This window comes from Curtobacterium flaccumfaciens (genome assembly GCF_013359815.1).
Classification (GTDB): Bacteria; Actinomycetota; Actinomycetes; order Actinomycetales; family Microbacteriaceae; genus Curtobacterium; species Curtobacterium flaccumfaciens.
Window position 1 is genome coordinate 144,558 of sequence record NZ_JABMCF010000033.1, and the last position, 20,732, is coordinate 165,289.

The 20,732-nt window shown below is 73.1% G+C and carries 18 protein-coding genes; 4 read left to right on the forward strand and 14 right to left on the reverse strand.

Annotated features, from left to right (window positions below; all coding sequences use genetic code 11):
- Positions 1-281: 281 nt before the first annotated feature.
- On the reverse strand, positions 282-1,574 hold the full coding sequence (locus HP445_RS05175; protein ID WP_128780771.1) for a bifunctional glycosyltransferase family 2/GtrA family protein: 1,293 nt from the start codon (positions 1,572-1,574) through the stop codon (positions 282-284).
- Between the two features lie 113 nt (positions 1,575-1,687).
- Between HP445_RS05175 and HP445_RS05180 the strand changes: the two genes are divergently transcribed.
- Positions 1,688-2,506: a helix-turn-helix transcriptional regulator gene (locus tag HP445_RS05180; protein WP_128780772.1), complete on the forward strand. Its 819-nt coding sequence runs from the start codon at positions 1,688-1,690 to the stop codon at positions 2,504-2,506.
- A gap of 39 nt (positions 2,507-2,545) precedes the next feature.
- Here the strand turns inward: HP445_RS05180 and HP445_RS05185 are convergent, their stop codons facing one another.
- The 10 genes from HP445_RS05185 to HP445_RS05230 all read right to left on the reverse strand — a co-directional run bounded on the left by HP445_RS05185 (position 2,546) and on the right by HP445_RS05230 (position 12,839).
- Positions 2,546-3,052: a hypothetical protein gene (locus tag HP445_RS05185; protein WP_241660420.1), complete on the reverse strand. Its 507-nt coding sequence runs from the start codon at positions 3,050-3,052 to the stop codon at positions 2,546-2,548.
- Positions 3,053-3,311: 259 nt separating this feature from the next.
- Positions 3,312-3,854, reverse strand: coding sequence for a hypothetical protein (locus HP445_RS05190; protein WP_128780773.1), 543 nt, complete (start codon positions 3,852-3,854; stop codon positions 3,312-3,314).
- A 48-nt stretch (positions 3,855-3,902) separates the two neighbouring features.
- A complete protein-coding gene (locus tag HP445_RS05195; RefSeq protein WP_111032772.1) occupies positions 3,903-4,172 on the reverse strand; it encodes a hypothetical protein in 270 nt (89 codons plus the stop codon).
- A 100-nt stretch (positions 4,173-4,272) separates the two neighbouring features.
- Positions 4,273-5,871, reverse strand: a complete 1,599-nt coding sequence (locus HP445_RS19120) for a sensor histidine kinase (RefSeq protein ID WP_128780774.1) — start codon at positions 5,869-5,871, stop codon at positions 4,273-4,275.
- On the reverse strand, positions 5,868-6,590 hold the full coding sequence (locus tag HP445_RS05205) for a response regulator transcription factor (RefSeq protein ID WP_111030747.1): 723 nt from the start codon (positions 6,588-6,590) through the stop codon (positions 5,868-5,870). Before HP445_RS05205 ends, HP445_RS19120 begins: the two co-directional genes overlap by 4 nt.
- Positions 6,591-6,625: 35 nt before the next feature.
- Positions 6,626-8,797, reverse strand: a complete 2,172-nt coding sequence (locus HP445_RS05210; protein ID WP_241660421.1) for an ArnT family glycosyltransferase — start codon at positions 8,795-8,797, stop codon at positions 6,626-6,628.
- 281 nt (positions 8,798-9,078) lie between these two features.
- Positions 9,079-9,891, reverse strand: coding sequence for a fructosamine kinase family protein (locus HP445_RS05215; RefSeq protein ID WP_128780775.1), 813 nt, complete (start codon positions 9,889-9,891; stop codon positions 9,079-9,081).
- Between the two features lie 85 nt (positions 9,892-9,976).
- Positions 9,977-10,711 (reverse strand): response regulator transcription factor, encoded by a 735-nt coding sequence (locus tag HP445_RS05220; RefSeq protein WP_128780776.1) that lies wholly within the window; start codon positions 10,709-10,711, stop codon positions 9,977-9,979.
- Positions 10,699-11,913, reverse strand: coding sequence for a sensor histidine kinase (locus HP445_RS05225; RefSeq protein WP_128780777.1), 1,215 nt, complete (start codon positions 11,911-11,913; stop codon positions 10,699-10,701). Before HP445_RS05225 ends, HP445_RS05220 begins: the two co-directional genes overlap by 13 nt.
- Before the next feature lie 77 nt (positions 11,914-11,990).
- Positions 11,991-12,839 carry a LysR family transcriptional regulator gene (locus HP445_RS05230; RefSeq protein ID WP_128780778.1) on the reverse strand — a complete coding sequence of 283 codons (849 nt, stop codon included), beginning with the start codon at positions 12,837-12,839 and terminating at the stop codon, positions 11,991-11,993.
- A 71-nt stretch (positions 12,840-12,910) separates the two neighbouring features.
- On the opposite strand from HP445_RS05230, the gene HP445_RS05235 reads away from it, so the two are divergent.
- The 3 genes from HP445_RS05235 (at position 12,911) to HP445_RS05245 (ending at position 16,413) form a co-directional block, all read left to right on the forward strand.
- A complete protein-coding gene (locus HP445_RS05235) occupies positions 12,911-13,816 on the forward strand; it encodes a DMT family transporter (protein ID WP_128780779.1) in 906 nt (301 codons plus the stop codon).
- Positions 13,817-13,914: 98 nt separating this feature from the next.
- Positions 13,915-15,501 (forward strand): long-chain-fatty-acid--CoA ligase, encoded by a 1,587-nt coding sequence (locus tag HP445_RS05240; protein WP_128781068.1) that lies wholly within the window; start codon positions 13,915-13,917, stop codon positions 15,499-15,501.
- A gap of 42 nt (positions 15,502-15,543) precedes the next feature.
- Entirely contained in the window at positions 15,544-16,413 is an 870-nt protein-coding gene (locus HP445_RS05245) for a UbiA family prenyltransferase (protein WP_128780780.1), read from the forward strand.
- A 49-nt stretch (positions 16,414-16,462) separates the two neighbouring features.
- Here HP445_RS05245 and HP445_RS05250 read toward each other — a convergent pair whose 3' ends face one another.
- The 3 genes from HP445_RS05250 to HP445_RS05260 form a co-directional block, all read right to left on the reverse strand.
- Positions 16,463-17,656, reverse strand: a complete 1,194-nt coding sequence (locus tag HP445_RS05250; RefSeq protein WP_241660422.1) for an FAD-dependent oxidoreductase — start codon at positions 17,654-17,656, stop codon at positions 16,463-16,465.
- Positions 17,657-17,713: 57 nt separating this feature from the next.
- Entirely contained in the window at positions 17,714-18,994 is a 1,281-nt protein-coding gene (locus tag HP445_RS05255; RefSeq protein ID WP_128780781.1) for an acyltransferase family protein, read from the reverse strand.
- Positions 18,995-19,427: 433 nt separating this feature from the next.
- Entirely contained in the window at positions 19,428-20,726 is a 1,299-nt protein-coding gene (locus HP445_RS05260) for an NAD(P)/FAD-dependent oxidoreductase (protein ID WP_071406544.1), read from the reverse strand.
- Positions 20,727-20,732: the final 6 nt, after the last annotated feature.

Consider the following 20,732-nt stretch of genomic DNA (forward strand, 5'->3'; position numbering starts at 1 on the left):
CTCGCCGCGGGCAGACCGATGGTGGCAGTCGGGCCCTGTGGGGTGGTGGTGCGGTAGGGCGATGCTACGGCTTGGTATACCGACCGTGCAACACGGGTGGCGTGGGGCGCGATGGTGTCGCACCGTGCGGGTCTGATCGGCTGGTGCGAGGTTGCACGCTCGGTGCGAGTTCGTAGCGCTGCACGGAGCGTGCAACCTCGCACGGGATGGCCGACGCCGCACGGTGCGGCGTGCCGCGGGCGCCGTGCAACCCTGCACCGGGTGGGTAACCCGGCACAGTGTCAGGCTGCTCGCTCGCCGGTTCGGTCGCTCACTGCGATCGGCTCCGTGACCGCCGTGCTCGCGTCGGCGGCGGGGGTCGTCCCGGCACGGATGAGCTCCGGGCGTCGGCGACCACGGAACACCCACGCCTTGAACAACACGAACCGCACGCCGGTCGCCACCAGGTTGGCTGCCGTCAGCACCGCGATCTCCGCACCGTGCGAGGCTCCCGGCACCGACGCGTGCAACACCACGAGCGACCCCGACGTGATGGCCCAGGCGATGCCGAACACGACCAGACCCTGCACGTGGTGCCGACCGGCTCCCGCACGGCCCCGCACCCCGAACGTGAACCGCCGGTTCAGTGCGGTGTTGCCGATCGCCGTGACCAACAGCGCGAGGAAGTCCGCGGTCTGGGCGCCGATCGCCGGCCGGAACAGGGCGTACAGGGCGGCGAACGCCAGGGTCGAGAGCACCCCGATCGCTCCGAACCGCAGGACCTGCCCCAGGAACCCCACGCTCGGTGGGGTGAACGGCTGCCGACCGATCGCCGCGTAGACCGTGCTGATCGGCACCCGCCCGGTGGCGATGTTCCTCGACACCCGCCACATGCCCTTCAGGTCCTCGGTCGCGGTCGACGCGATGTGCACCGAGGAGTTGACGTCGTCGACCCAGTCGACGGGGACCTCGTGGATGCGGAGTCCCGCGTGCTCGGCCAGCACGAGCAGCTCGGTGTCGAAGAACCAGGCATCGTCCTCGCACAGCGGCAGCAGGTGGTCGGCGGCGGCCTTCGTGACCGCCTTGAACCCGCACTGCGCGTCCGAGAACGACACCCCCATCGTCGTCCGGAGCAGCAGGTTGTAGGAGCGTGAGATGAACTCGCGCTTGCTGCCGCGCACCACGCGCGACGAACCGGCCAGCCGGGTGCCGATCGCCAGGTCCGAGTGCCCCGACAGCAGGGGTGCCACGAGGGGTTCGAGCGCGGCGAGGTCGGTGGACAGGTCCTCGTCCAGGTAGACGAGCACGGTGGCCGGCGATGCCGCCCAGACCTCCTTGAGCGCACGGCCTCGGCCCTTCTCGGGTAGGTGCACCGCGTGCACACCGGGGAGCATCGCGGCGAGGTCGTCGGCGATCCGGGCGGTGTCGTCGGTCGAGGCGTTGTCCGCGATCGTGATCCGCCACGAGTGGTGCAACGACGTCCGGCAGAACGTGTGGAGCCGTCGCACGTGGGCGGCGAGCGTGTCCTGCTCGTCGTAGCAGGGGACGACGATGTCGATGTCGAGGGGCTGGTTCGTCTCCGTCATGCCGCTCATGCTCGGCAGCGGGGCTACGGGGGCCGAGGCAGGGCGCTGTGGCCCGGGTAAGAACGAACACCACGTGAACGCCGCGGACACGACACCTGTTGTCCGGATACGTTCGACGCACGATGACGACCGAGCGCGACGACGCACGACGGACGGCCGTGCTGCTCCCCGGGGAGCGGCTGGGGCTGGCGCTCGACGAGCGGTGCTCGGAATTCTCGGAGCTGCTGCTCGCGCCGCCGTTGCACGGCATCCGACCCGACGGGCACGACTGGCTCCGGCGTCGGTACGAGCAGATCGTCCCGCTCGTGCTCCCCGCGGCACTGCGCGCGGTCGAGCGTGGGGAGCCACTCGACCCCGAGTGCCTGGTCCGACTCCGCGAGGTCGCAGCCGCCAGTGCCGGCGACCCGCAGGTCGACGTCTCGGTCGTGCTCCGCGGCGCCCTGCCCGCGATCCGTGTCTTCGCCCTCGTCATGCACACGGCCACCCGCGAGCACGCGACGACGATCGACCACGCCGGCCGGACGATGCTCGCGATGAGCCGGGCATCGCTCGTGGCACACGAACTCGGCTCGTGCTGGGCGGAGGCCTGGGCGCAGCACCGGGGAGGGGCGTCGGCGGACGCGACGACAGCGCTCGGCACCGACGACATCGACCTGGTGGCATCGGCGCCCGGATTGGACGAGACCGAGGAGCGGATGCTGGCGCTCGCCGCCCGTGGGCTGTCGAACGACGCGATCGCCAAGGAGACCGCCTACAGCCGGCAGGCCGTCGCCTGGCACCTCGGCCGGCTGATGAAGTCCTGGAACGCACCGAACCGCACGGCGCTGGTGTCGGTCGCCTTCGTCCGGGGCTGGATCCGGTCTCGGCGGGACCTGAGGCTGGCCGCTCGCAACCGACCGTCGGCGATCGAAGCGGCGCGGGTGCACGACGACGCCCCCTGAGACCGAGGTCCCAGGGGGCGCTGTCGTGCGGACCTGGAGTCAGCCGCCGTTGACGTGGATGACGTTGTCGATGCGCTCGATGTTGCCGAACACACCCCAGTTCAGCCAGCCGCCGTCACCGTTGTTGGTGACCTTGCCGGGGCCCTTGAACCAGTAGATGACGTAGTTGCCACCCTTGATGTCGATCGACTGGGCGTCCGCGACGTCGCCCTCGACGGTGATGTCCTGGTTCTTGTTGACCACCGCGACGGTGAGGCGGTCGGGGTTGCCGGCGTTCCAGTACCCGACGTCGAGCGCCGCCTGGACGGCGCCGCCGCGGTCGCTCTGGTCGTTGACCGCGTCCTTGATCGCGTTGACGATCGCGACCGGGTCGAGGTTGACGTTGACGCTGCCGCCGACGGACGACGAGGTGCTGGGCGGCGCGGGCTCGGCAGCCTGCGCCGGGGCTGCGACGAACACCCCGGCGATGACGGCGCCACCGAGGGCGGTGCCGGCGAGGAGCTTCACGGACTTGCGCTTGAAGGAGTTCATGATCGTGTTTCCCATCTCTGCAGTGGTGACCCGTTCGGGTCGTCTTGCTCGGACAAGACCCAGCCTGCGTGCGCTCCGACGCGGATGCACGCGACGGGGCTCGACGTTGGTCGATCGTCTGACGATCCGGACGACGCCCGATCGCCGTGCCATCGTCTGCCGGTCCTGGCGTGTGACATGGCACGGTGGTAGCGTGATCGTGCTCGTTGCGTTGAGCTTCGAGAAGTGGACCCGAGACCCATCCGGACGGTTGGGCGCTCGGGTTCTGCGCGTTTCAGGCGTCGATCACGGTGAGCTCCGTCGGGCAACGACGTCGCCAGTCGCCGCCCTTCGCCCACGCCCACCCCACTGCGTCCGGCAGGGCCAGGAGCGGCTCGTGTGCAGCCGTCTCGTGGCGGTGGACCAGGCGAGCGCCACCCGAGTCCCGCGTCGCCTCGACGATCCACTGTCGGTCCTTGCGGACGAGTGTCTCGTCCCGCTCGAAGCACACGCTGACGCGCGGGGACACCGCGGTGGCGGCGACGAGTCGTCTGAGGCACGCAGCGCGGCGTGCCGTGTCGGATCGCCCGTCCTTGACGGCACGGAAGACCGTGACCTCCACCGGTAAGGACGCAATCGTGCTGAGGATCAGCCGGCGACGGGCGTCGCTCTCCTTCCGCATGTGCAGGCGCGACTGCCCACGCAGGACGAGGCCGGTGAGTGCCGACCGTGCGGCCCGTGTCGATGAGCGTTCGAGGCAGACGGCGACGAGGAGGTAGTCCTTGACCTTCGACTCATCGACGAAGACCTCTCGGTACCCGTTCGTCGCTGTCGTCACCACCGCGTCCCCACGGCGTACCACTCTACATATCAGTGACGCTCTCGGTCAGTGGGGCAGCAGGATCTGCACGATCGCGACGACCACGAGCGCCGCGATCGGGACGCCCGCGATCCACGCGCCCGCCCGCATCTGTGTCCGGCGGATCGTGGGCGGTGCGTGCGAGGAGCGCGCGAACTCGGTCGCGGCCACGAGCTCCGGCGCCGCGGCGGGCGGTGCGGGTTCGGGCTGGGGGCGGTCGTCCTCGAAGGCCGGGACCTCGACCACCAGGTCGGCGGGGTCGGGGCGGCCCGGGAGCTTGTCGTACGCGTTCGTCACGGGGCCTCCTCGTCCGGCGTTCTCCGACCAGTATGCGACCGGGACGGCACTCGGTGAGCAGGAGATGTCGAGTGCGGTCGCGGCACCCGACGTCTTCTGCTCACGAAGCGCCCGAGGCCGGCAGGTCCACGGTGAACGCGGTCCGGCCGGGCTCGGACGCGACCCGCACGCTGCCGCCGTGCGCCATGACGACGGCCCGCACGATCGCCAGCCCGAGACCGCTCGTGCCGTGCTCCCGTGAGCGCGAGGCCTCACCCCGGGTGAACCGGTCGAACAGGGTCGGCAGTGACTCGGCGGGGATCGGCGGCCCGTCGTTCGCGACGACGAAGCGGACGACGGCACCGTCCGACGCAGACGCAGACGCAGACGCAGACGCAGACGCAGAGCCCGACCCGGGGACCGACTGCAACGACACCACGACGGCAGTCCCCGGCGGCGTGTGCGTCCGGGCGTTGGTCAACAGGTTCGTGACCACCCGTCGGAGCTGCACCTCGTCGCCGGCCACGAGCACCGGCTGGTCGTCCACGATCTCCAGCGTCCACCGGTGGTCCGGCGCCGTCGCGCGGGCGTCCATCGTGGCGTCGACGACGAGCGACGTCAGGTCGACCGGCTCGCGGACGACCTGCGACGCCGGCGCTCCCGACGCCAGGGCCGAGGCGTCGAGCCGTGCGAGCAACAGCAGCTCGTCGACGAGGTCGCCCATCCGGACGGCCTCGCGTCCGATCCGTTCGACGTTGCGGTGCACGGCGTCCAGTTCGGAGGTCCGCTCCGACAGCTCGGCGTACGCCCGGACGGTGGCGATCGGGGTCCGCAGCTCGTGCGAGGCATCGGCGACGAACGTCCGCATGCCGGCCTCGGCGTCGCGACGGACGGTGAGTGCCCGGGCGACGTGGCCCAGCAGCCGGTTCAGCGCACCGCCGACCTGCGCGACCTCGCGGTTCGCGCGCAGGTCGGCGTCGGAGACGCGCACGGGGATGTCCGGGTCGCCGCGTTCCAGGTCGAGTGCGGTCACGCCGGACGCCACCGCGGCGACGCGTTCGAGCGGACGGAGCGATCGACGGACGAGCACGGTGAGCGCCCACGCGGCGACGGCGAGCCCGAGCACCGTGACGACCCCGATGACGAGCAGCAGTCGAGCGATCGCGGCGTCGAGGTCACCGAGGGGGAGCGCGGTGACGAACACGTCGCCGTCGTCGCTCACCGCCTGCACCCGGTAGTCGCCGAGCGCGCCGAGTTCGACCGTCACGGGGGCGCCGCCGGCCTGCACCGCGGCGAGCGTCCGCTGCTGCGCTGCGGTCAGACTGCGCTGGTCACCGTCCCCGTCGGTGTAGCCACCGAGCACCACGTCGCCGTCGCGGACGATGGCGATGACCGTGCCCGCCGACTGCCCCGGGGCTCCGATGAAGGCGTTGTCGGGATCCGGCAGATCGTCCGACGAGGACGACGACGAGGACGAGGACGACGACCCCGGCGGCGGCCCGGACGCCCCCGGCGGCGGTTCCGCCCCGTCCCGTCCGCCGACGGTCCGCATCGCCGCCGTCGACAGCTCCGCGTCGAGCCGGTCGACCAGGTACCCCCGGAAGGCGACGACGGTCACCGCCCCCACGACGACGTTCGTCGCCACGAGCAGCAGGGCCACGGCCGCCACGATCCGCCAGCGCAACGACGGCACACGCCCGGTGCGCCCGGGGCGGCTCACGTCGCCGGCCGGAGCACGTACCCCGCCCCACGGACGGTCTGCAGCATCGGCTCACGTCCGGCATCGAGCTTCTTCCGCAGGTACGACACGTACATGTCCACCAGGTTCGACGACGTGCCGAAGTCCATGCCCCAGACGCTCGCCAGCAGCTGCTCGCGGGACAGGACCCGGTTGGCGTTCCGGGCCAGGTGTCGCAGCAGCTCGTACTCGGTCGGGGTGAGCTCGATCGGGTCCCCGGCACGGCTGACCGAGCGGGCGTCCTCGTCGAGCCGGAGGTCCCCGACCACGACCTCGGCACTCGCCCCGGCCGCAGCGACCCGGGCCGAGGTGCGCGCCAGGATCCGCGCACGGACGAGCAGCTCCTCGATGCCGAAGGGCTTGGTCAGGTAGTCGTCGCCGCCGCCGGTCAGCCCGGCGAGCCGGTCCTCGGGGGCGTCGCGTGCGGTGAGGAACAGCACCCGCACGCCGTCGCGGGCGTCGCGGAGCCGTTCGAGCACCTCGAACCCGTCGATGTCCGGCAGCATCACGTCGAGCACGATCACGTCGGGCTGGAACTCCCGGGCCGCGAACAGCACGTCGCGCCCGCGGTGCACCGACCGCACGGCCCAGCCGTCGCCCGCGAACGCCAGGGCGACGGCCTCGGCCAGGGCGTGCTCGTCGTCGACGACGAGGGCGCGGACGGGGGAGCCGTCGGTGCGCTGCAGCGGGGTGCCGGGCATGTCCCGGAGCCTATCCACCGCGCCCTCGTCGCCGGTCACTCCGTGCTGCTCAGGTCGTAGACGGTCTGGCCGCCGACGGTCGTCGACTCGTAGTTCGCTGCGACCCACTCCTGGATCGCCGACGCGGTCGACGAGCCGCCGCCCATGCCGCCGCCGGAGCCGGACGACACGTAGTACCCGATGTCGCCGTCGGCGACGTACGCCTTGAACTGCGCGAGCGTCGGTGCCGGGTCGCTCGACCAGCCGCCGATCGCCATCACGGCGGTGTCGGTGTCGAGTTCGAGCTGCGCGGCCGACTGCGATCCGTTGACCGCGGCCGCCCACTTCGCGTCGGATGCCTCGAGCAGCTCCTGCAGGGCGGACGAGGTCGACGCGCCCTCGCCACCACCCCCGGCCTGGAGGCCCGTCCCCGACCCGCCCTCGGAGGTCGCGCCGTCCGTGCCGTCCTGCCCACTGCCCGGTGCCGTGCCGGACGTGCCGTCCGGCATCTCCGGCGCCTCGCCGGAGGCGCCCTCCGGCGGGGTCCCGCCGGGACCCTGCTGGGAGTCCGACGTGCTGTCGGAGCCGCCGTCGTCGGAGCCGGAGGTCGACCCACCCGGTCCGCCCGTGCCTCCCGGGAAGCCACCGGTGCCGCCGCCCATCCCATCGGAGCTGCTGCCCGCCGGACCGACGCTCGGGATCGAACCGGAGTGCGCGACGGTCGTCGTGGCGAGGGCGTAGGCGGTGGTGCCGGACAGGCCGAACAGGGTGCCGGCGAGGACGCCGACCGTGACGAGCCGGCGCAGCGACGGCACGCTGCCGATGACGATCAGTGCCGCGGACAGCAGCCCGCCGGCGAGCATCACCCAGCGCAGCCACGGCAGCCAGGTCGGGTTCTCGTTGAGCAGGCACCAGCCCCAGAACGCGGTGACACCGATCATCGCAGCGAGGCCGAGGCGGCCGACGAAGCGGGCTCGTGCGTGCCAGAGCAGGGCGCCGCCGGTGCCGACGAGTCCGGCGATGGCCGGGGCGAGGGCGACCGTGTAGTACGGGTGGATCGTGCCCGACATGTACGAGAACACGAGTCCGGTGACCAGGAGCCAGCCACCCCACAGGACCAGCCCGGCGCGTGCGGGATCGGCCAGGTGCCGACGGCCGACGACGACCAGCCCGACGACCAGGGCGATGAGCGCCGCGGGCAGGAGCCACGAGATCTCGAGCCCCATCTCGGACGAGAACAGGCGGTCCAGGCCGGTCGAGCCGCCGAACGAGCCTCCGGCGGTGCCGCCGGTCATGCCGCCGCCTCCGCCGCCGTTGCCCGAGCCGCCGAAGATCCGGCCGAGGCCGTTGTAGCCGAACACCAGGTCGAGGACGGTGTTGTTCGTCGAACCGCCGATGTACGGGCGGGACTCGGCGGGCCAGAGCCACACGGCGACGACCCACCAGCCCGCGGCCACCACGAGGGAGCCGGCGGCGAGGAGCAGGCCGACCACACGCCGGCCCCAGCCCGTGCGGGCGGCGAACAGGTAGACGAGGCCGAAGGCGGGCAGGACGAGCAAGCCCTGCAGCATCTTCGTCAGGAACGCGAACCCGAGGGCGACCCCGGCGAGCGCGATCCACTTCCAGCTGCCCTTCGGCAGCGCCCGCACCGTGCAGTACGCCCCGGCGGTCATCAGCAGGACGAGCAGGGCGTCCGGGTTGTCGAACCGGAACATCAGCGCCGCCGCCGGGGTCGCTGCGACGACGAAGCCCGCGAGCAGGGCGCCGACGTTCGCGGTGGTGGCTCCGAGTCGGGCCAGGGTGCGGCGGACCGTGCCCCAGACCAGGGCGACGGAACCGACGGCCATCAGCGCCTGGGGGAGCAGCAGGCTGGTGCTCGAGAAGCCGAACAGCCGGGCCGACAGCACCATCACCCACAGCGAGGCCGGCGGTTTGTCGACCGTGATGAAGTTCGACGAGTCGAGGGAGCCGAAGAAGAACGCCTCCCACGACTTCGTGCCGGCCTGTACGGCGGCGGCGTAGAAGCTGTTGGCGTACCCGGAGACGCTGAGGTCCCACAGGTACACCACGGCGGTCACGGCCAGGAGCGCCCAGAACGCCGGCCGGAGCCAGCGGGCGTCCTCGCGCTCGCCGAGGAACAGCCGGGCGAGGGGCGGGCGGCGCCGATCCCGGGCGGCACTGCGCGCGGGGTCGCGTCGGTCGGTCACGGGTATCGGGTACGTGGTCATGTCGATGAGCATCCGGGGCGTTCCCCGACTGCTGCACTGTGCCGGCTATGTGCGCGCTAAGGACGCACGGTGCGAGGTTGGGCGGCGGATTGCGGGCGTCGGGCGGCGCGGCGCACGGTGCGCTGTCGTTCGGTCCGTGCGGCGTCGCCTGCTCGGTGCACGGTTGTAGCGCTGCACGGTGCGGGCAACCCCGCACGGGTTGAGTGAGGCCGCACGGTGCGGCGCCGGCACCGGGGCGGGCAACCTCGCACGGGGTGAGCGGGGCCGCACAGTGCGAGGGGTCAGGCGTACCGCCGCGCTGCCCGGAGTGCGGCCCCGGTGTACGAGCCGCCGAACAGGAACACGTGCAGCAGCAGCGGCGCGAGCTGGTGGAGCTCGACGCGCTCCTGCCAGCCGTCGGCCAGCCGTGACTCCCGGTCGTAGGCGGCGAGCACCGTCTCGAGCCGGGGCAGCCCGAACAGCCCGAGCAGTGCCAGGTCGGTCTCCGCGTGCCCGCCGTGGGCGATCGGGTCGATGAGCACGGCGCCGGTCGGTTCGGACGAGTCCGTCGGCCAGAGGACGTTGCCGGCCCACAGGTCGCCGTGCAGACGCGCGGGTCGGTCCCCGACGAGCGCGGGCTGCGGCGACCCGAGCGTGCCGTCCTGCACCCGTGCGGCGACCCGCTCGAACACGGCGGCCTCGGCGTGGTCGAACCCACCGGCGTCGACGATCCGGCGGACGAAGTCGCGGATCCGGTACTCGGCGAAGAACTCGCCCCAGGTCGCCGGTGCCTGCTCGGCCGTGACGAACGGCGTGCGCGAGCGGCCCATCCGCAGCGCCGCACCGCGGGTCCAGCCGGCGGGCGGCGCACCCCAGTGGTCGGCGCCGGCGGCGTGCGTGTGTGCGAGGGACCGGCCGAACCGCTCCGCCTGGGCGGCTGTCGGGGAGCCGTCGGAGATCAGCTCGAGGTCGAGCACGGTCGGGGTCGGGCGCCCGAGCACGCGGGCGATGCGGGTGCCTCCGGTGTCCTCGGCCTCGGCGAGCCAGGCGAGTCCGGCGGCTTCGGCTGCCGCTTCGTCCGCGGTGGTGAACGTCTTCACGTGCGTCTCGGCCATCGGTCCATCCTGCCGAGGGGGCACCGTCGACCGTTCAGCCCACGGTCACCCGGCGACCCGGCGCCCCGGCGACCCGGTCACCCGGTCACCCGGTCGGCTCTCCCCGCCGGGCCGCGTGCACCACGAGCGCCAGCTGCACCCGGTTCTCGACGCCGAACTTCTCGTACACGTGCCCGACGTGCGTCTTCACGGTGGCCAGTCCCACGTACAGGTCGGCGGCGATCTGCGCATTGGACGCCCCGTTCGCCACGGCGAGTGCGACCTCCCGCTCCCGCTCGGTCAGCAGGGCGAGCAGCCGGCGCGCCTCGGTGTCGTCCGAAGCGGCACCGGCCGATGACCCGGCCGGTGCGCCGCCCGGGCCACCGGCCGCCTGGCCCGAGCGGGATCCGGCCGCGAACGCGATGACCCGGTCGAGCACGGACGGGGACAGGATCGAGCGCCCGGCCGCGACGGTCCGCACGGCCTGCACGAGTTCGTGCGGCGGGGTGTCCTTGAGCAGGAACCCGCGGGCGCCGGCTTGCAGTGCCCCGAGCACGAGGTCGTCGCCCTCGAAGGTCGTCAGCACCAGGACGGCCAGGTCGGGTCGTCGGCGCAGTTCGCGTTCGGTGGCGACGAGCCCGTCGCACCGGGGCATCCGGATGTCCATGAGCACGACGTCGGGCGCGGTCGACGCGATGACGCCCTCGGCCTCGAGCCCGTCGCCCGCTTCGCCCACCACCACCAGGCCGTCGTCGCCGCTGAGCAGCATGCGGAGCCCGACGCGCACGAGCTGGTCGTCGTCGACCAGGACGACGCGGACGGGAGCGGTCACGGAGTCCACGGCAGCACCGCCTCGACCACGTGCACGTGTCTGTCGTCGCTGCCGGCGCGGAAGCTCCCGCCGACGAGCCGGGCGCGTTCGGCGAGCCCGCGCAGGCCGTGCCCGGCGGTCTTCCCGGACGCGTCCGCGTGCGCAGGTCCGTCGGTCAGCGTGTTCGACACCACCACCCGGACCCCGGGACCGGGGACGGTCTCGACCACCACGTCGACGGGTTGTCCGGGGGCGTGCCGACGGGCGTTCGTCAGCGATTCCTGCACGATCCGGTAGGCGTGCCGGCCGACTGCCGTCGGCACCGCCGCGCCGTCGGCGTCGACGCGTGCCCGGACGGTCGCACCGCCGGCACGCGCCTGGTCGAGCAGGTCGGGCAGGTCGACGAGCGTCGGCTGCGGAGGCGCGGTGCCGGTCACCTCGTCGCCGCCGGTCGCCGCGGGGTCGCGCAGCACCCCGAGGACGTCGCGCAGGTCGGTCAGCGCGGAGTGCGCCTCGGCCCGCACGACCCCGGCCGCCGCGGCGGTCTCGTCGGGGGTGAGCCCCGGGCCGCGGTACTCGAGGGCACCGGCGTGCAGCGCGACCAGGGACAGCCGGTGGCCCAGGACGTCGTGCATCTCGCGGGCGATGTGGGCGCGCTCCTGCTCGCGGGCACGGTCCTCGCGCAGCTGCTGGTCGCGTTCGAGCAGGGCGGCCCGCTCACGCAGCGACAGCAGGAGCGCCCGGCGCTGCCCGATCGCGATGCCGATGACCACGAGCAAGGCGATGCCGACGACGCCCGCGATCAAGATCTGCCAGAGCGGCATGTCGTCGGCCGGGGGCGCCAGGACGACGTCGTAGAGCACCGTGGCACCGAGCAGCACCGCACCGGCGACGGCGAGCTCGACAGCCCGGCGCCGGGTGGCGAGCGACACCGTGGCGATCGCGGCCGCTCCGACCGCCAACGTCGACACCGAGCTGAGGGCACCGATGACGACGGTGATCACCAGCGGTGCCCGGTGCCGGAACGGCAGGAGGACGAGGGCGGCCAGACCGGCACCCACGTCGCCGAGGATCAGCGCGCCGACGTGCAGGTCGCTCCACCCACGGGTGTCCATCGTCGGCCACACGAGCCCCGCGGTGAGCAGCCCGGTCAGGGCCGCGACGGCGACACGCCAGGTCTGGGACCACACACGCTGCCCGAGCGGCACGGCGGGGAGCGTGGTCGAGGTCATGCCCCGAGCCTAGGGAGCCGTCGGGACGAGCGGATCCGCCGAAGGTCGGAGGTCGGCGGTCGGAGGTGCCCCGTGTCTCAGACCGCGTCCACCAGGGCCCGCGCCAACGGGTGCCACGCACGGGGCGACGGCCCGCTCAGCACCAGGGTGCGCTCGAGCCGCCGGACCATCGGGATCATCACGAGGTCCGGCGGCAGCATCCCGCGGCCCAGGGTCGGCACGATCGACACGCCCTCGCCCCGCTGGATCATCCCGAACATCGTGCTCATCTCCCGCACCCGGTGGGCGTACCGGAACGGCCGGCCGTCGAGCTCGTGCAGCTTCTGGATCTGGTACTCGCAGCCGCCGCCGCCCGCCACCAGGCCGTCCTCGTGCAGGTCGTCGAGGGTGAGTGCGGGCAGCTCGGCGAGGGGGTGGTCGCGACGGATCACGGCGGCCATCTCGTCCCGCGCCACGACCACGCCACCCTCGGGAACCGGCGACGGGTCGACGAGCACGGCGGCGTCGACGGTGCCGGCCTCGAGCCACTCCGGCATCTCGTCGTCGTCCCCCTCGTAGACCTGCACGTCGACGTCCGGCAGGGTCACCGCCCACAGTTCGCGGAGCCGCGGCAGCAGGCCCTGGCAGACGGTGGGGACGGCGGCGAGGCGCACGGTGCCGCGCGCCGTGGCGGGCCGGACCACCGCCTCCAGGGCTTCGACCGAGGCGAGCACGCTGCGGGCGTGGGCCAGCAGGCGGTCACCCAGCGGCGTGGCGGCGGCGACCGTGCCGCGGCGCACCACGGGGCCGCCGACCTCGCGTTCGAGCCCGGCGACGGCGTGGGACACCGCGGACTGGCCGACGCCCAGCACGGCGGCCGCCGCGGTGAAGGACCCGGCGTCGAGCGTGGCGACGAACGCTCGAAGTTGCTGGACCGAGACGGTCATGCGTCCTCCTCATGGCTGCATGAGTGCCATGCGTTTGCCGCATGCCACCCGGTGGTCCGACACTAGGCCACGTGAACGCCCTCCTCTACGCCCTCGTCGCACTGACCTGGGGATCGAGCTTCCTCTTCGCGAAGATCGGCCTCGACGGTCTCGCCCCGCAGCAGGTCGCCACCGTGCGGACCGTGCTCGGTGGGGTCACGTTGGTCGTGGTGCTCCTGGCGACCCGTCGCCGGTGGCCCCGGGAGCCGCGGACCTGGGCGCACCTGGCGGTCGTCGCGGTCTTCCTCAACGCGGTGCCGTCGTCGCTGATGGCGTGGGCCGAGCAGACGGTGCCGTCCGGGCTCGCGAGCATCTACAACGCGACGACACCGATCATGACGCTGGCCGCGCTCGCGGTGCTCGTGCCGTCCGAACGGCTGCGCGGACGCCAGGTGGTCGGGATCGTGCTCGGCATCGTCGGGGTGCTCGTGCTGGTCGGCCCGTGGGACGTCCTGACCGACCCGGAGGTCCTGGCGAGCGTGCCGGGACAGGTCGCGCTGCTCGGCATGACCGCGTCCTACGGCATCGGGCTCGCCTACCTGCGCCGGGTCGCCGTGGCGAGCGTGTACGACCCGGTCACGCTGGCGACGGTCCAGCTGACGCTGGCCTCCGGGATGCTCCTGCTGGTCGCGCCCGTCATCGCGACCGGTCCGGTGCAGCTGGACGGGAGGATCGTGGCCGCGATGATCGCACTCGGTTGCGTCGGCACGGGGCTGGCCTACGCCTGGAACACCCGGCTCGTGCAGGCGTGGGGCGCCGGTCGCGCCTCCACCGTCACGTACCTGACGCCGGTGGTCGGGGTGGCGCTCGGTGTGCTCGTGCTGGGGGAGCGGGTGCGGTGGAACGAGCCCGTCGGCGGACTCGTCGTCCTGCTCGGGATCGCCCTGGCGTCCGGGGTGCTCGTGCGCCGGCGGGAACCTGCGGCGTCCGCCGCCTGACCGGTCCGCCGCGTCGAGCTTGCCTGACCGGTCCGCCGGGTCGAGCCGTAGGATCGGCGGTGACGACGACGAGGTCGTCGACGAAGACGGAGACCGGCATGCACGACACCCACACCACCCGCGCGACCGCGTCGGTCGCAGCGATCCTCGCCGAGTCGGCGGCACGGTACCCGGACGACGTCGCCGTCATCGTGGGCGACGTCCGCACCACCTACGCCGAGCTGTGGGCGCAGACCCTGGCCCACGCCGGGGCACTCCGCGCGCGGGGCGTGACCGAGGGGTCGAAGGTGGCGATGCTCGTGCCGAACGTCGCGGACTTCCCCCGCGTCTACTACGCCACGCTGGCCCTCGGCGCGGTGGCCGTGCCCGTGCACGCGCTGCTGAAGCGCCGCGAGATCGAGTACGTCCTGCGCGACAGCGGCGCGACGCTGCTCGTCTGTGCTGCCCCGCTGCTCGGCGAGGGCGCCGCCGGTGCCGAGCTCGCCGGGGTCGACGTCGTGACCGTGCTCGCGCCGGCGACGACCGACGACGGGTCCGCGGCCGGCCCCGACCGGCTCGAGGCCCTGGCCGCGCACAGCGAACCGCTCGACACCTACGTGCCGCGGCACCCGTTCGACACCGCCACGATCCTGTACACGAGCGGCACCACCGGCCAGCCCAAGGGTGCCGAGGGCTCGCACTTCGCGCTGCTCGAACAGGTCAACACCAACCTGATGACGACGTTCGACATGCACCGCGGGGACGTCCTGCTCGGCGCCCTGCCGCTGTTCCACACGTTCGGGCAGACCTGCACGATGAACACCGGGTTCCGGACCGGCGCGACGCTCGTCATGCTGCCGAAGTTCGACGGTGACACGGCGCTCGCCGCGATGGTCGAGCACGGCTGCGGCATCTTCATGGGCGTCCCGACGATGTACATGGCGCTGCTCGACGCCGCGACCCGGTCCGAGGCCCGTCCGACGCTCCGGTACGCGATCTCCGGCGGGGCCTCGCTGCCGCTGGCGGTGCTCGAGCGGTTCCAGCACGTCTTCGACGCGCCGATCCACGAGGGGTACGGGCTGACCGAGACCTCGCCGGTCGCCACCTTCAACCACGTCGGACAGCCGCCGCGGCCCGGCACCATCGGCACGGCGGTGTGGGGCATCGACGTCGAGATCGCCGACCCCGAGGTCCGCGACGCGATCGTCATGCTGCCGCACGGCGAGATCGGTGAGCTCGTCATCCGTGGCCACAACCTGATGAACGGGTACCTCGACCGACCCGAGGACACCGCCGAGGCCATCGTCGACGGGTGGTTCCGCACCGGTGACCTGGGCACGAAGGACGACGACGGGTACCTGACGATCGTCGACCGCACGAAGGACATGATCATCCGCAACGGCTACAACGTGTACCCGCGGCAGGTCGAGGAAGTGCTCGCCACCCACCCCGACGTCGCGATGGCCGCGGTCTTCGGCGTGCCGCACGCGGTGCACGGGCAGGAGGTCGAGGCCGCGGTGGTCCTGCACGCCGGCGCGACCGTCGAGCCGCAGGTCCTGGTCGACTTCGTCGCCGCCGAGATCGCCGCGTACAAGTACCCGCGGGTGGTGCACGTCCTCGAGGCGCTGCCGCTCGGCCCGAGCGGCAAGGTGCTCAAGCGTGAGCTCGTCGACCGGTTCAGCGTCGAGGTGACGGCGGTTCCGTGATCCGCCCCACGACCGCGCAGGGGCGATCCGTACGCTGACCGGGTGACCGCCAGCCGCACCCCGTCGACCGCGCGTCTGCTGTTCGCGTCGTCGCACCCCGGACCCACGGTCACCGTGACCGTCCTCGCCGCGGTGATCGCCGCCGCCGTGGGGCACCCGGTGTCGCTCGTGGTGCTGGTGGCGCTGACGGTCGTCGCCGGGCAGCTGTCCATCGGGCTGGCGAACGACTGGATCGACGCGGACCGCGACCGGGCCGTCGGGCGGAGCGACAAGCCCGTCGCCCGCGGCCTCATCGCCGTCGGCACCGTCCGTGCCGCCGCGTACGCCACCGCCGGGGCCGCGGTGGTGCTCTCGCTGTTCCTGGGGCCGGTCGCCGCGGTCGCGCACCTCGTGCTCGTCGCCGCCGGGTGGGCCTACGACGCCGGGCTGAAGCGTTCGGTGTGGTCGGTGGCGCCGTTCGTCGTCGCCTTCGGGCTGCTGCCCGTCGTGTCCGTCGCGGCCGGGCCCGAGGGGCAGTGGCCGGCGTGGTGGGCGATCGCCACGGGGGCCGTCTTCGGGATCGCGATCCACTGCACCAACGTGCTGCCCGACCTGGTCGACGACGCCGCCACCGGGGTGCGGGGCTTCCCGCACCGGCTCGGGCTCCGCGGCGCGGGGATCGTCGCGTTCGCCTCGCTCGTCGGCGCGGCCGCCCTGGTGCTCGGTGGACAGGTGCTCGGCGACGACCCCGTGCAGGGGCTCGGCGTCGTGCTCGCGGTCCTCGGTGCCGTCGTGGTGGCGGTGCTCGCCGTCGTCGGCGTCCGGCTGGTGTTCGCGGGACGGGCGTCGCGTACCCTGTTCCGGCTGGTCATCGCGTCGTCCCTCGTACTCGTCGTCGAGCTCGGCTTCGCGGGCGCGCGACTCGTCGCCTGACGACGCGGAACAGACTGCGCGACTGCGCCGGTGCGCTGGACGCGAGCCGTCAGGCCCAGCGCATCGCGTAGAGCCGGGCCAGGCCATGCGCGGTCGGCAGGGACAGGGCGGTCCGGAGCAGTGCCTCCCGGCCGGTCGCCGTGACGGGGCCGAGCGGACGTCCCAGCGCCATGTTCGCCTCGGCCTGCCGAGCCGCGCGTCGGGCGGCTGCCTGGCGGCGGGCGGCGTAGCCCGGCCACGGCCCGGCCGTGCCGGTGCGGACCGCTCCGGCCAGCAGCGGCGCGAGCTCGGCGGCGTCGAGCCACCCCAGGTTCATGCCCTGCCCGCCGATCGGACTGATCTCGTGGGCGGCGTCCCCGACGAGCACGGCTCGGCCGACGCCCACGCGGTCGGCGGTGCGGCGGCGCACCCGGAAGCCGCTGGTCATCGAGCAGGTCGCGGGGTCGGGGACGACACCGGTGCGCTCGGCGACGAGTGCGGCCAGGCGTGCGACGACCGTGGGGTCCGGCGTGCCCGTCCAGCTGCCCTCGGCCGAGGCGAACGCGTCGTCGTCCGGCACGAGGGCGACGTACCGGCGACGCGCACCCGGCAGCGGGAAGGACTCGACCACGCCGTCCGGGCCGACGTCGACCAGCGCGGCGGACCGGGCCGACGGTGCCTCGGGGTCGGCGAAGTCGCCCATCACGTAGCGGTCCGGGTACTCCCGGCCGGTGGTGCCGATGCCGAGCAGGTCGCGGACGGCGCTCCGGGCACCGTCGGCCCCGACGACGAAGGCCGCACGGACCGTCACGGTGTCGCCGTCCGGTCCGGTCCCGGTGGCGTCGACGTGGCCGGGGTGCCGGGACAGTGCGGTCAGGGTGGTCCCGGTCCGCAGGGCGCCCGGTGCGCTGGCCCGGAGCCGGTCTCGGAGCAGGGACTCGGTGCGGTGCTGGTCGAGGGTGGCCACGTACGGGTGGGTCGGCGACGCGCGGTCGAAGCGCAGGGTGCCGAGGGTCCGGCCACGGCTGCGGGCCACTCCGGCGTGCACCAGTGACGCCTCGGCGAGCACCGCGGTGTCCAGGCCGATCGCGGCGAACGCGTCGAGGGACGGCGGGTGGATGCCGATGGCCCGCGAACCGGTCGGCGGCTCGGCTCGGCGTTCCCACACCCGGACGTCGACGCCCCGGGCCGCCAGGAGTGCCGCCAGGAACAGTCCGACGGGGCCGCCGCCGACGACGAGGACGTCGACGCGTTCGATGGGCACGCCGCTGAGCCTACGGTGACCGATCGCCGCGGCGTTCAGTGAGCAGAAGACGTCGGGTCAGCGGGCCGTACTCGACGTCTTCTGCGCACCCGATGCGCTGCGCGTGCGCGAGCGCGGGCGCTGTGAGGGCGGGGTCGCCGGCGCGGCGTTCGCGGCTGCCCTGCGACCCGCTCGGACCCGTGTGCGGAAGCGCTCGACGGGCACCTCGACGGCGTACGCGGCTCCGATCGACACGATCGCCACCGCGCCGACCAGGCCGACCGTGCCCCAGGGGCCGATCGCGAAGGTGCCGAGCAGCGCGATCACCAGCGGGTGCCAGAGGTACGCCGAGTACGACACCCGGCGGCCGAACCACGACACCGGCGTCCAGGCCAGGGCGGCGGACACGGGGGAGCGGACCGAGACCAGCCCGCCGATCGTCACCGCCGCGATCAGCCCGGTCAGCGGGAGCACGATGCCGAACGTCGACGCGTGCTGCGTCCAGTCGTCGTCGATCCAGAGCAGCACCCCGACCAGCAGCACGAGACCGAGCCAGGTCGCCAGGTGTCCGAGGACTCCGGCGGCCCGCACGCGCACGCGTTCGTCGTCGAGCACCAGGGCCAGCGCGCAGCCGATCGCGAGCGGCACGACCCCGAGCACGGGCGAGAAGTAGACGTCGGGCGTGGCACCGCCGCTCGGGCTGCGGTAGCTCGCCCACGACGCCGCCGACGCCGCGACGACCAGGACCCCGAGCCCCGCCAGGAGCCAGCGGCGGCGGACCCGGAGCGCGGCGAGCAGGACCAGGACCGGCGGCCACACCAGGTAGAACTGCTCCTCCATCGACAGGCTCCACGTGTGCGCGAAGACGCCCTGCGACGTGTCCCAGAAGGCGCGGAACAGGTTGCCCGTGTAGGTCAACGCGATGAACGCCGCTTCGCCGGACGACAGCGAGGCGCCCTTGTAGTCACCGACCCAGTTCCAGAGCAGGAGCCCGACGACGACGAACGCGAGCAGTGCCGGGTACAGGCGGAGCAACCGCTTCACCCAGAACGAGCCGAGGCGCACCCGCCCGGTACGACGCCGTTCGCCGAGCAGCAGCGTCGTGATGAGGAAGCCGGACAGCACGAAGAACACCGTCACGCCGATGAAGCCGCCCTCGAACTGCGGCACGTGCAGGTGGTACAGGACGACGACCAGGATGGCGAGGGTCCGGAGTCCGTCGAGCGCGGGTGCACGGTGCGTCAGCGGGGGTGGCGGAGCCTGCTGCGTCCCCGCCCCGGAGCGCTCCGGGGCGGCCGTGCGGTGCTGTGGCTGCGCCTGCGTCGGCGTCGGCGCGTGGGTCAGCGTGGTCGTCGCCATGGTCCCTCCCCGCGCTGCTCGGTTGCGTGTCGCCGACCAGGGTCCTCCTCGCGGGTAAGAGGAGTCTCAACGAGCGGGGGCGCCAGGCTCGTCAGGGCCGACGCCGAACGACAGCGTCGACGTCGCGCGACGTCGACAACGTCGTTCGTTGCACGCGCGCGCTGTTGCGAAGCGCGCGCAGCGACGATGTCGCTGTCCTACGACAGCGACATGGTCGTTCCGCGTCGGCCGGCCCCGGGGTCCGCACCACGCGTCGGCGCCAGCCCCGCGCACCACGCGCCGGCCGGGAGGCCCGTGGCCGGCCCGCACCGCGCCTCCAGGCCGTCGCGCCCCGCGTCCCCCGCACGCACACCGTGAGCAGGAACGGTCGGGTCCGACGTGCGGACCCGACCGTTCCTGCTCACCAAGTGAGCGTGCGAGTGACCGCGCGCGGCTACTCGGCCTTCTGCAGCTGCCAGGGGTCCGGCTCGCGGTCGCCGTTCGGGCGCACCGGGCGGACGTCGCCGACGATCGGGATCGAGCGCTTCCGCATGAACCACACGTAGCGGACGAAGAAGTGGGTCAGGGTCGACATCCGGTTGCCGGCGCCGAGCAGGCTCGTGATGTGCACGAACACCCAGGCGAGCCAGGCGACCGGGCCGACCATGGTGATCCCGCCGCGCAGCTGGGCGACCGCGGCGTTCGTGCCGATCGTCGCCATGGTGCCCTTGTCGAAGTACTTGAAGCGCTCGGTGGCCTTGCCCTCGAGCAGGCGCACGATCTGCCGCGCCGAGTGCCGTCCGCCCTGGAGCGCGGGCTGGGCGAGCTGGGCGAGGGCGTCGTCCTGCGCGGCGATGTCGCCGGCGGAGAAGATCCGCTCGGCGCCCTTCACGCTCAGGTCGTCGTTCACCTGGATGCGGCCACCGTGGGTCTGCGGCAGGCCCCAGCCGGAGACCTCCTTGTGCGCGGCCACGCCGGTCGCCCAGATCACCTGCGACGCGGGGATGAACTCGCCGTCCGCGGTCATCACGCCGTCGCGCTTGACCTCGGAGACGCCGGTGTTCAGCCGCAGCACGACACCGCGCTTGCGCAGCACCTTGGCGGCGTACCGGCGCAGGCGCGGGGCGAACGGCTTGAGGAGCTCGCCGCTGCGGTGCACGAGGGTGATCGAGATGTTGCCGCGTTCGATCTCCGGGTACGCGCCGACGAGCGCCTGGTCGCGGAGCTCGGCGAGCGCGCCCGCCATCTCGACACCGGTCGCACCGCCACCGACGATCACGATGCGGATCTCGTCGGGGCCCTGGTTGGCCGCCGCTTCTTCGAGCCGGGTGAACAGCTCGTCGCGGATGCGGAGTGCCTGCGAGCGGGAGTACATCGAGTACGCGTACTCGTACGCCCCGGGGGTGCCGAAGTAGCTCGTGTTCACGCCGTTGGCGAGGATCAGGTAGTCGTAGTGCAGGTGCTCACCGTCGGACATCTCGGCGATGCGCTCGTCGGTGCGGATGCCGGTGAGCAGGCCGTGACGGAACTCGGCGTTCGACTGGCGGGCCCGGAGCGAGCGCAGGAAGTACGTCACGTCGCCGGCGTTCAGGCCGCCCGTCGCCACCTGGTACATCAGGGGCTGGAACATGTTGTAGACGTGACGGTCGACCAGGGTCACCCGGACCGGCGCGTCGGCGAGCTCCCGCATGGCGGCCACACCGGCGAATCCACCGCCGACGATGACGACGTGCGGGCGGGTGTCCTGGGTCATGCTTGC

Coding starts and splice junctions, on each gene's coding strand:
- HP445_RS05260 (WP_071406544.1), bottom strand. CDS start 20,726: ATGACCCAGGACACCCGCCCGCACGTCGTCATCGTCGGCGGTGGATTC.
- HP445_RS05185 (WP_241660420.1), bottom strand. CDS start 3,052: ATGGGAAACACGATCATGAACTCCTTCAAGCGCAAGTCCGTGAAGCTC.
- HP445_RS05210 (WP_241660421.1), bottom strand. CDS start 8,797: ATGACCACGTACCCGATACCCGTGACCGACCGACGCGACCCCGCGCGC.
- HP445_RS05205 (WP_111030747.1), bottom strand. CDS start 6,590: ATGCCCGGCACCCCGCTGCAGCGCACCGACGGCTCCCCCGTCCGCGCC.
- HP445_RS05175 (WP_128780771.1), bottom strand. CDS start 1,574: ATGAGCGGCATGACGGAGACGAACCAGCCCCTCGACATCGACATCGTC.
- HP445_RS05240 (WP_128781068.1), top strand. CDS start 13,915: ATGCACGACACCCACACCACCCGCGCGACCGCGTCGGTCGCAGCGATC.
- HP445_RS05230 (WP_128780778.1), bottom strand. CDS start 12,839: ATGACCGTCTCGGTCCAGCAACTTCGAGCGTTCGTCGCCACGCTCGAC.
- HP445_RS05255 (WP_128780781.1), bottom strand. CDS start 18,994: ATGGCGACGACCACGCTGACCCACGCGCCGACGCCGACGCAGGCGCAG.
- HP445_RS05215 (WP_128780775.1), bottom strand. CDS start 9,891: ATGGCCGAGACGCACGTGAAGACGTTCACCACCGCGGACGAAGCGGCA.
- HP445_RS05225 (WP_128780777.1), bottom strand. CDS start 11,913: ATGACCTCGACCACGCTCCCCGCCGTGCCGCTCGGGCAGCGTGTGTGG.
- HP445_RS05180 (WP_128780772.1), top strand. CDS start 1,688: ATGACGACCGAGCGCGACGACGCACGACGGACGGCCGTGCTGCTCCCC.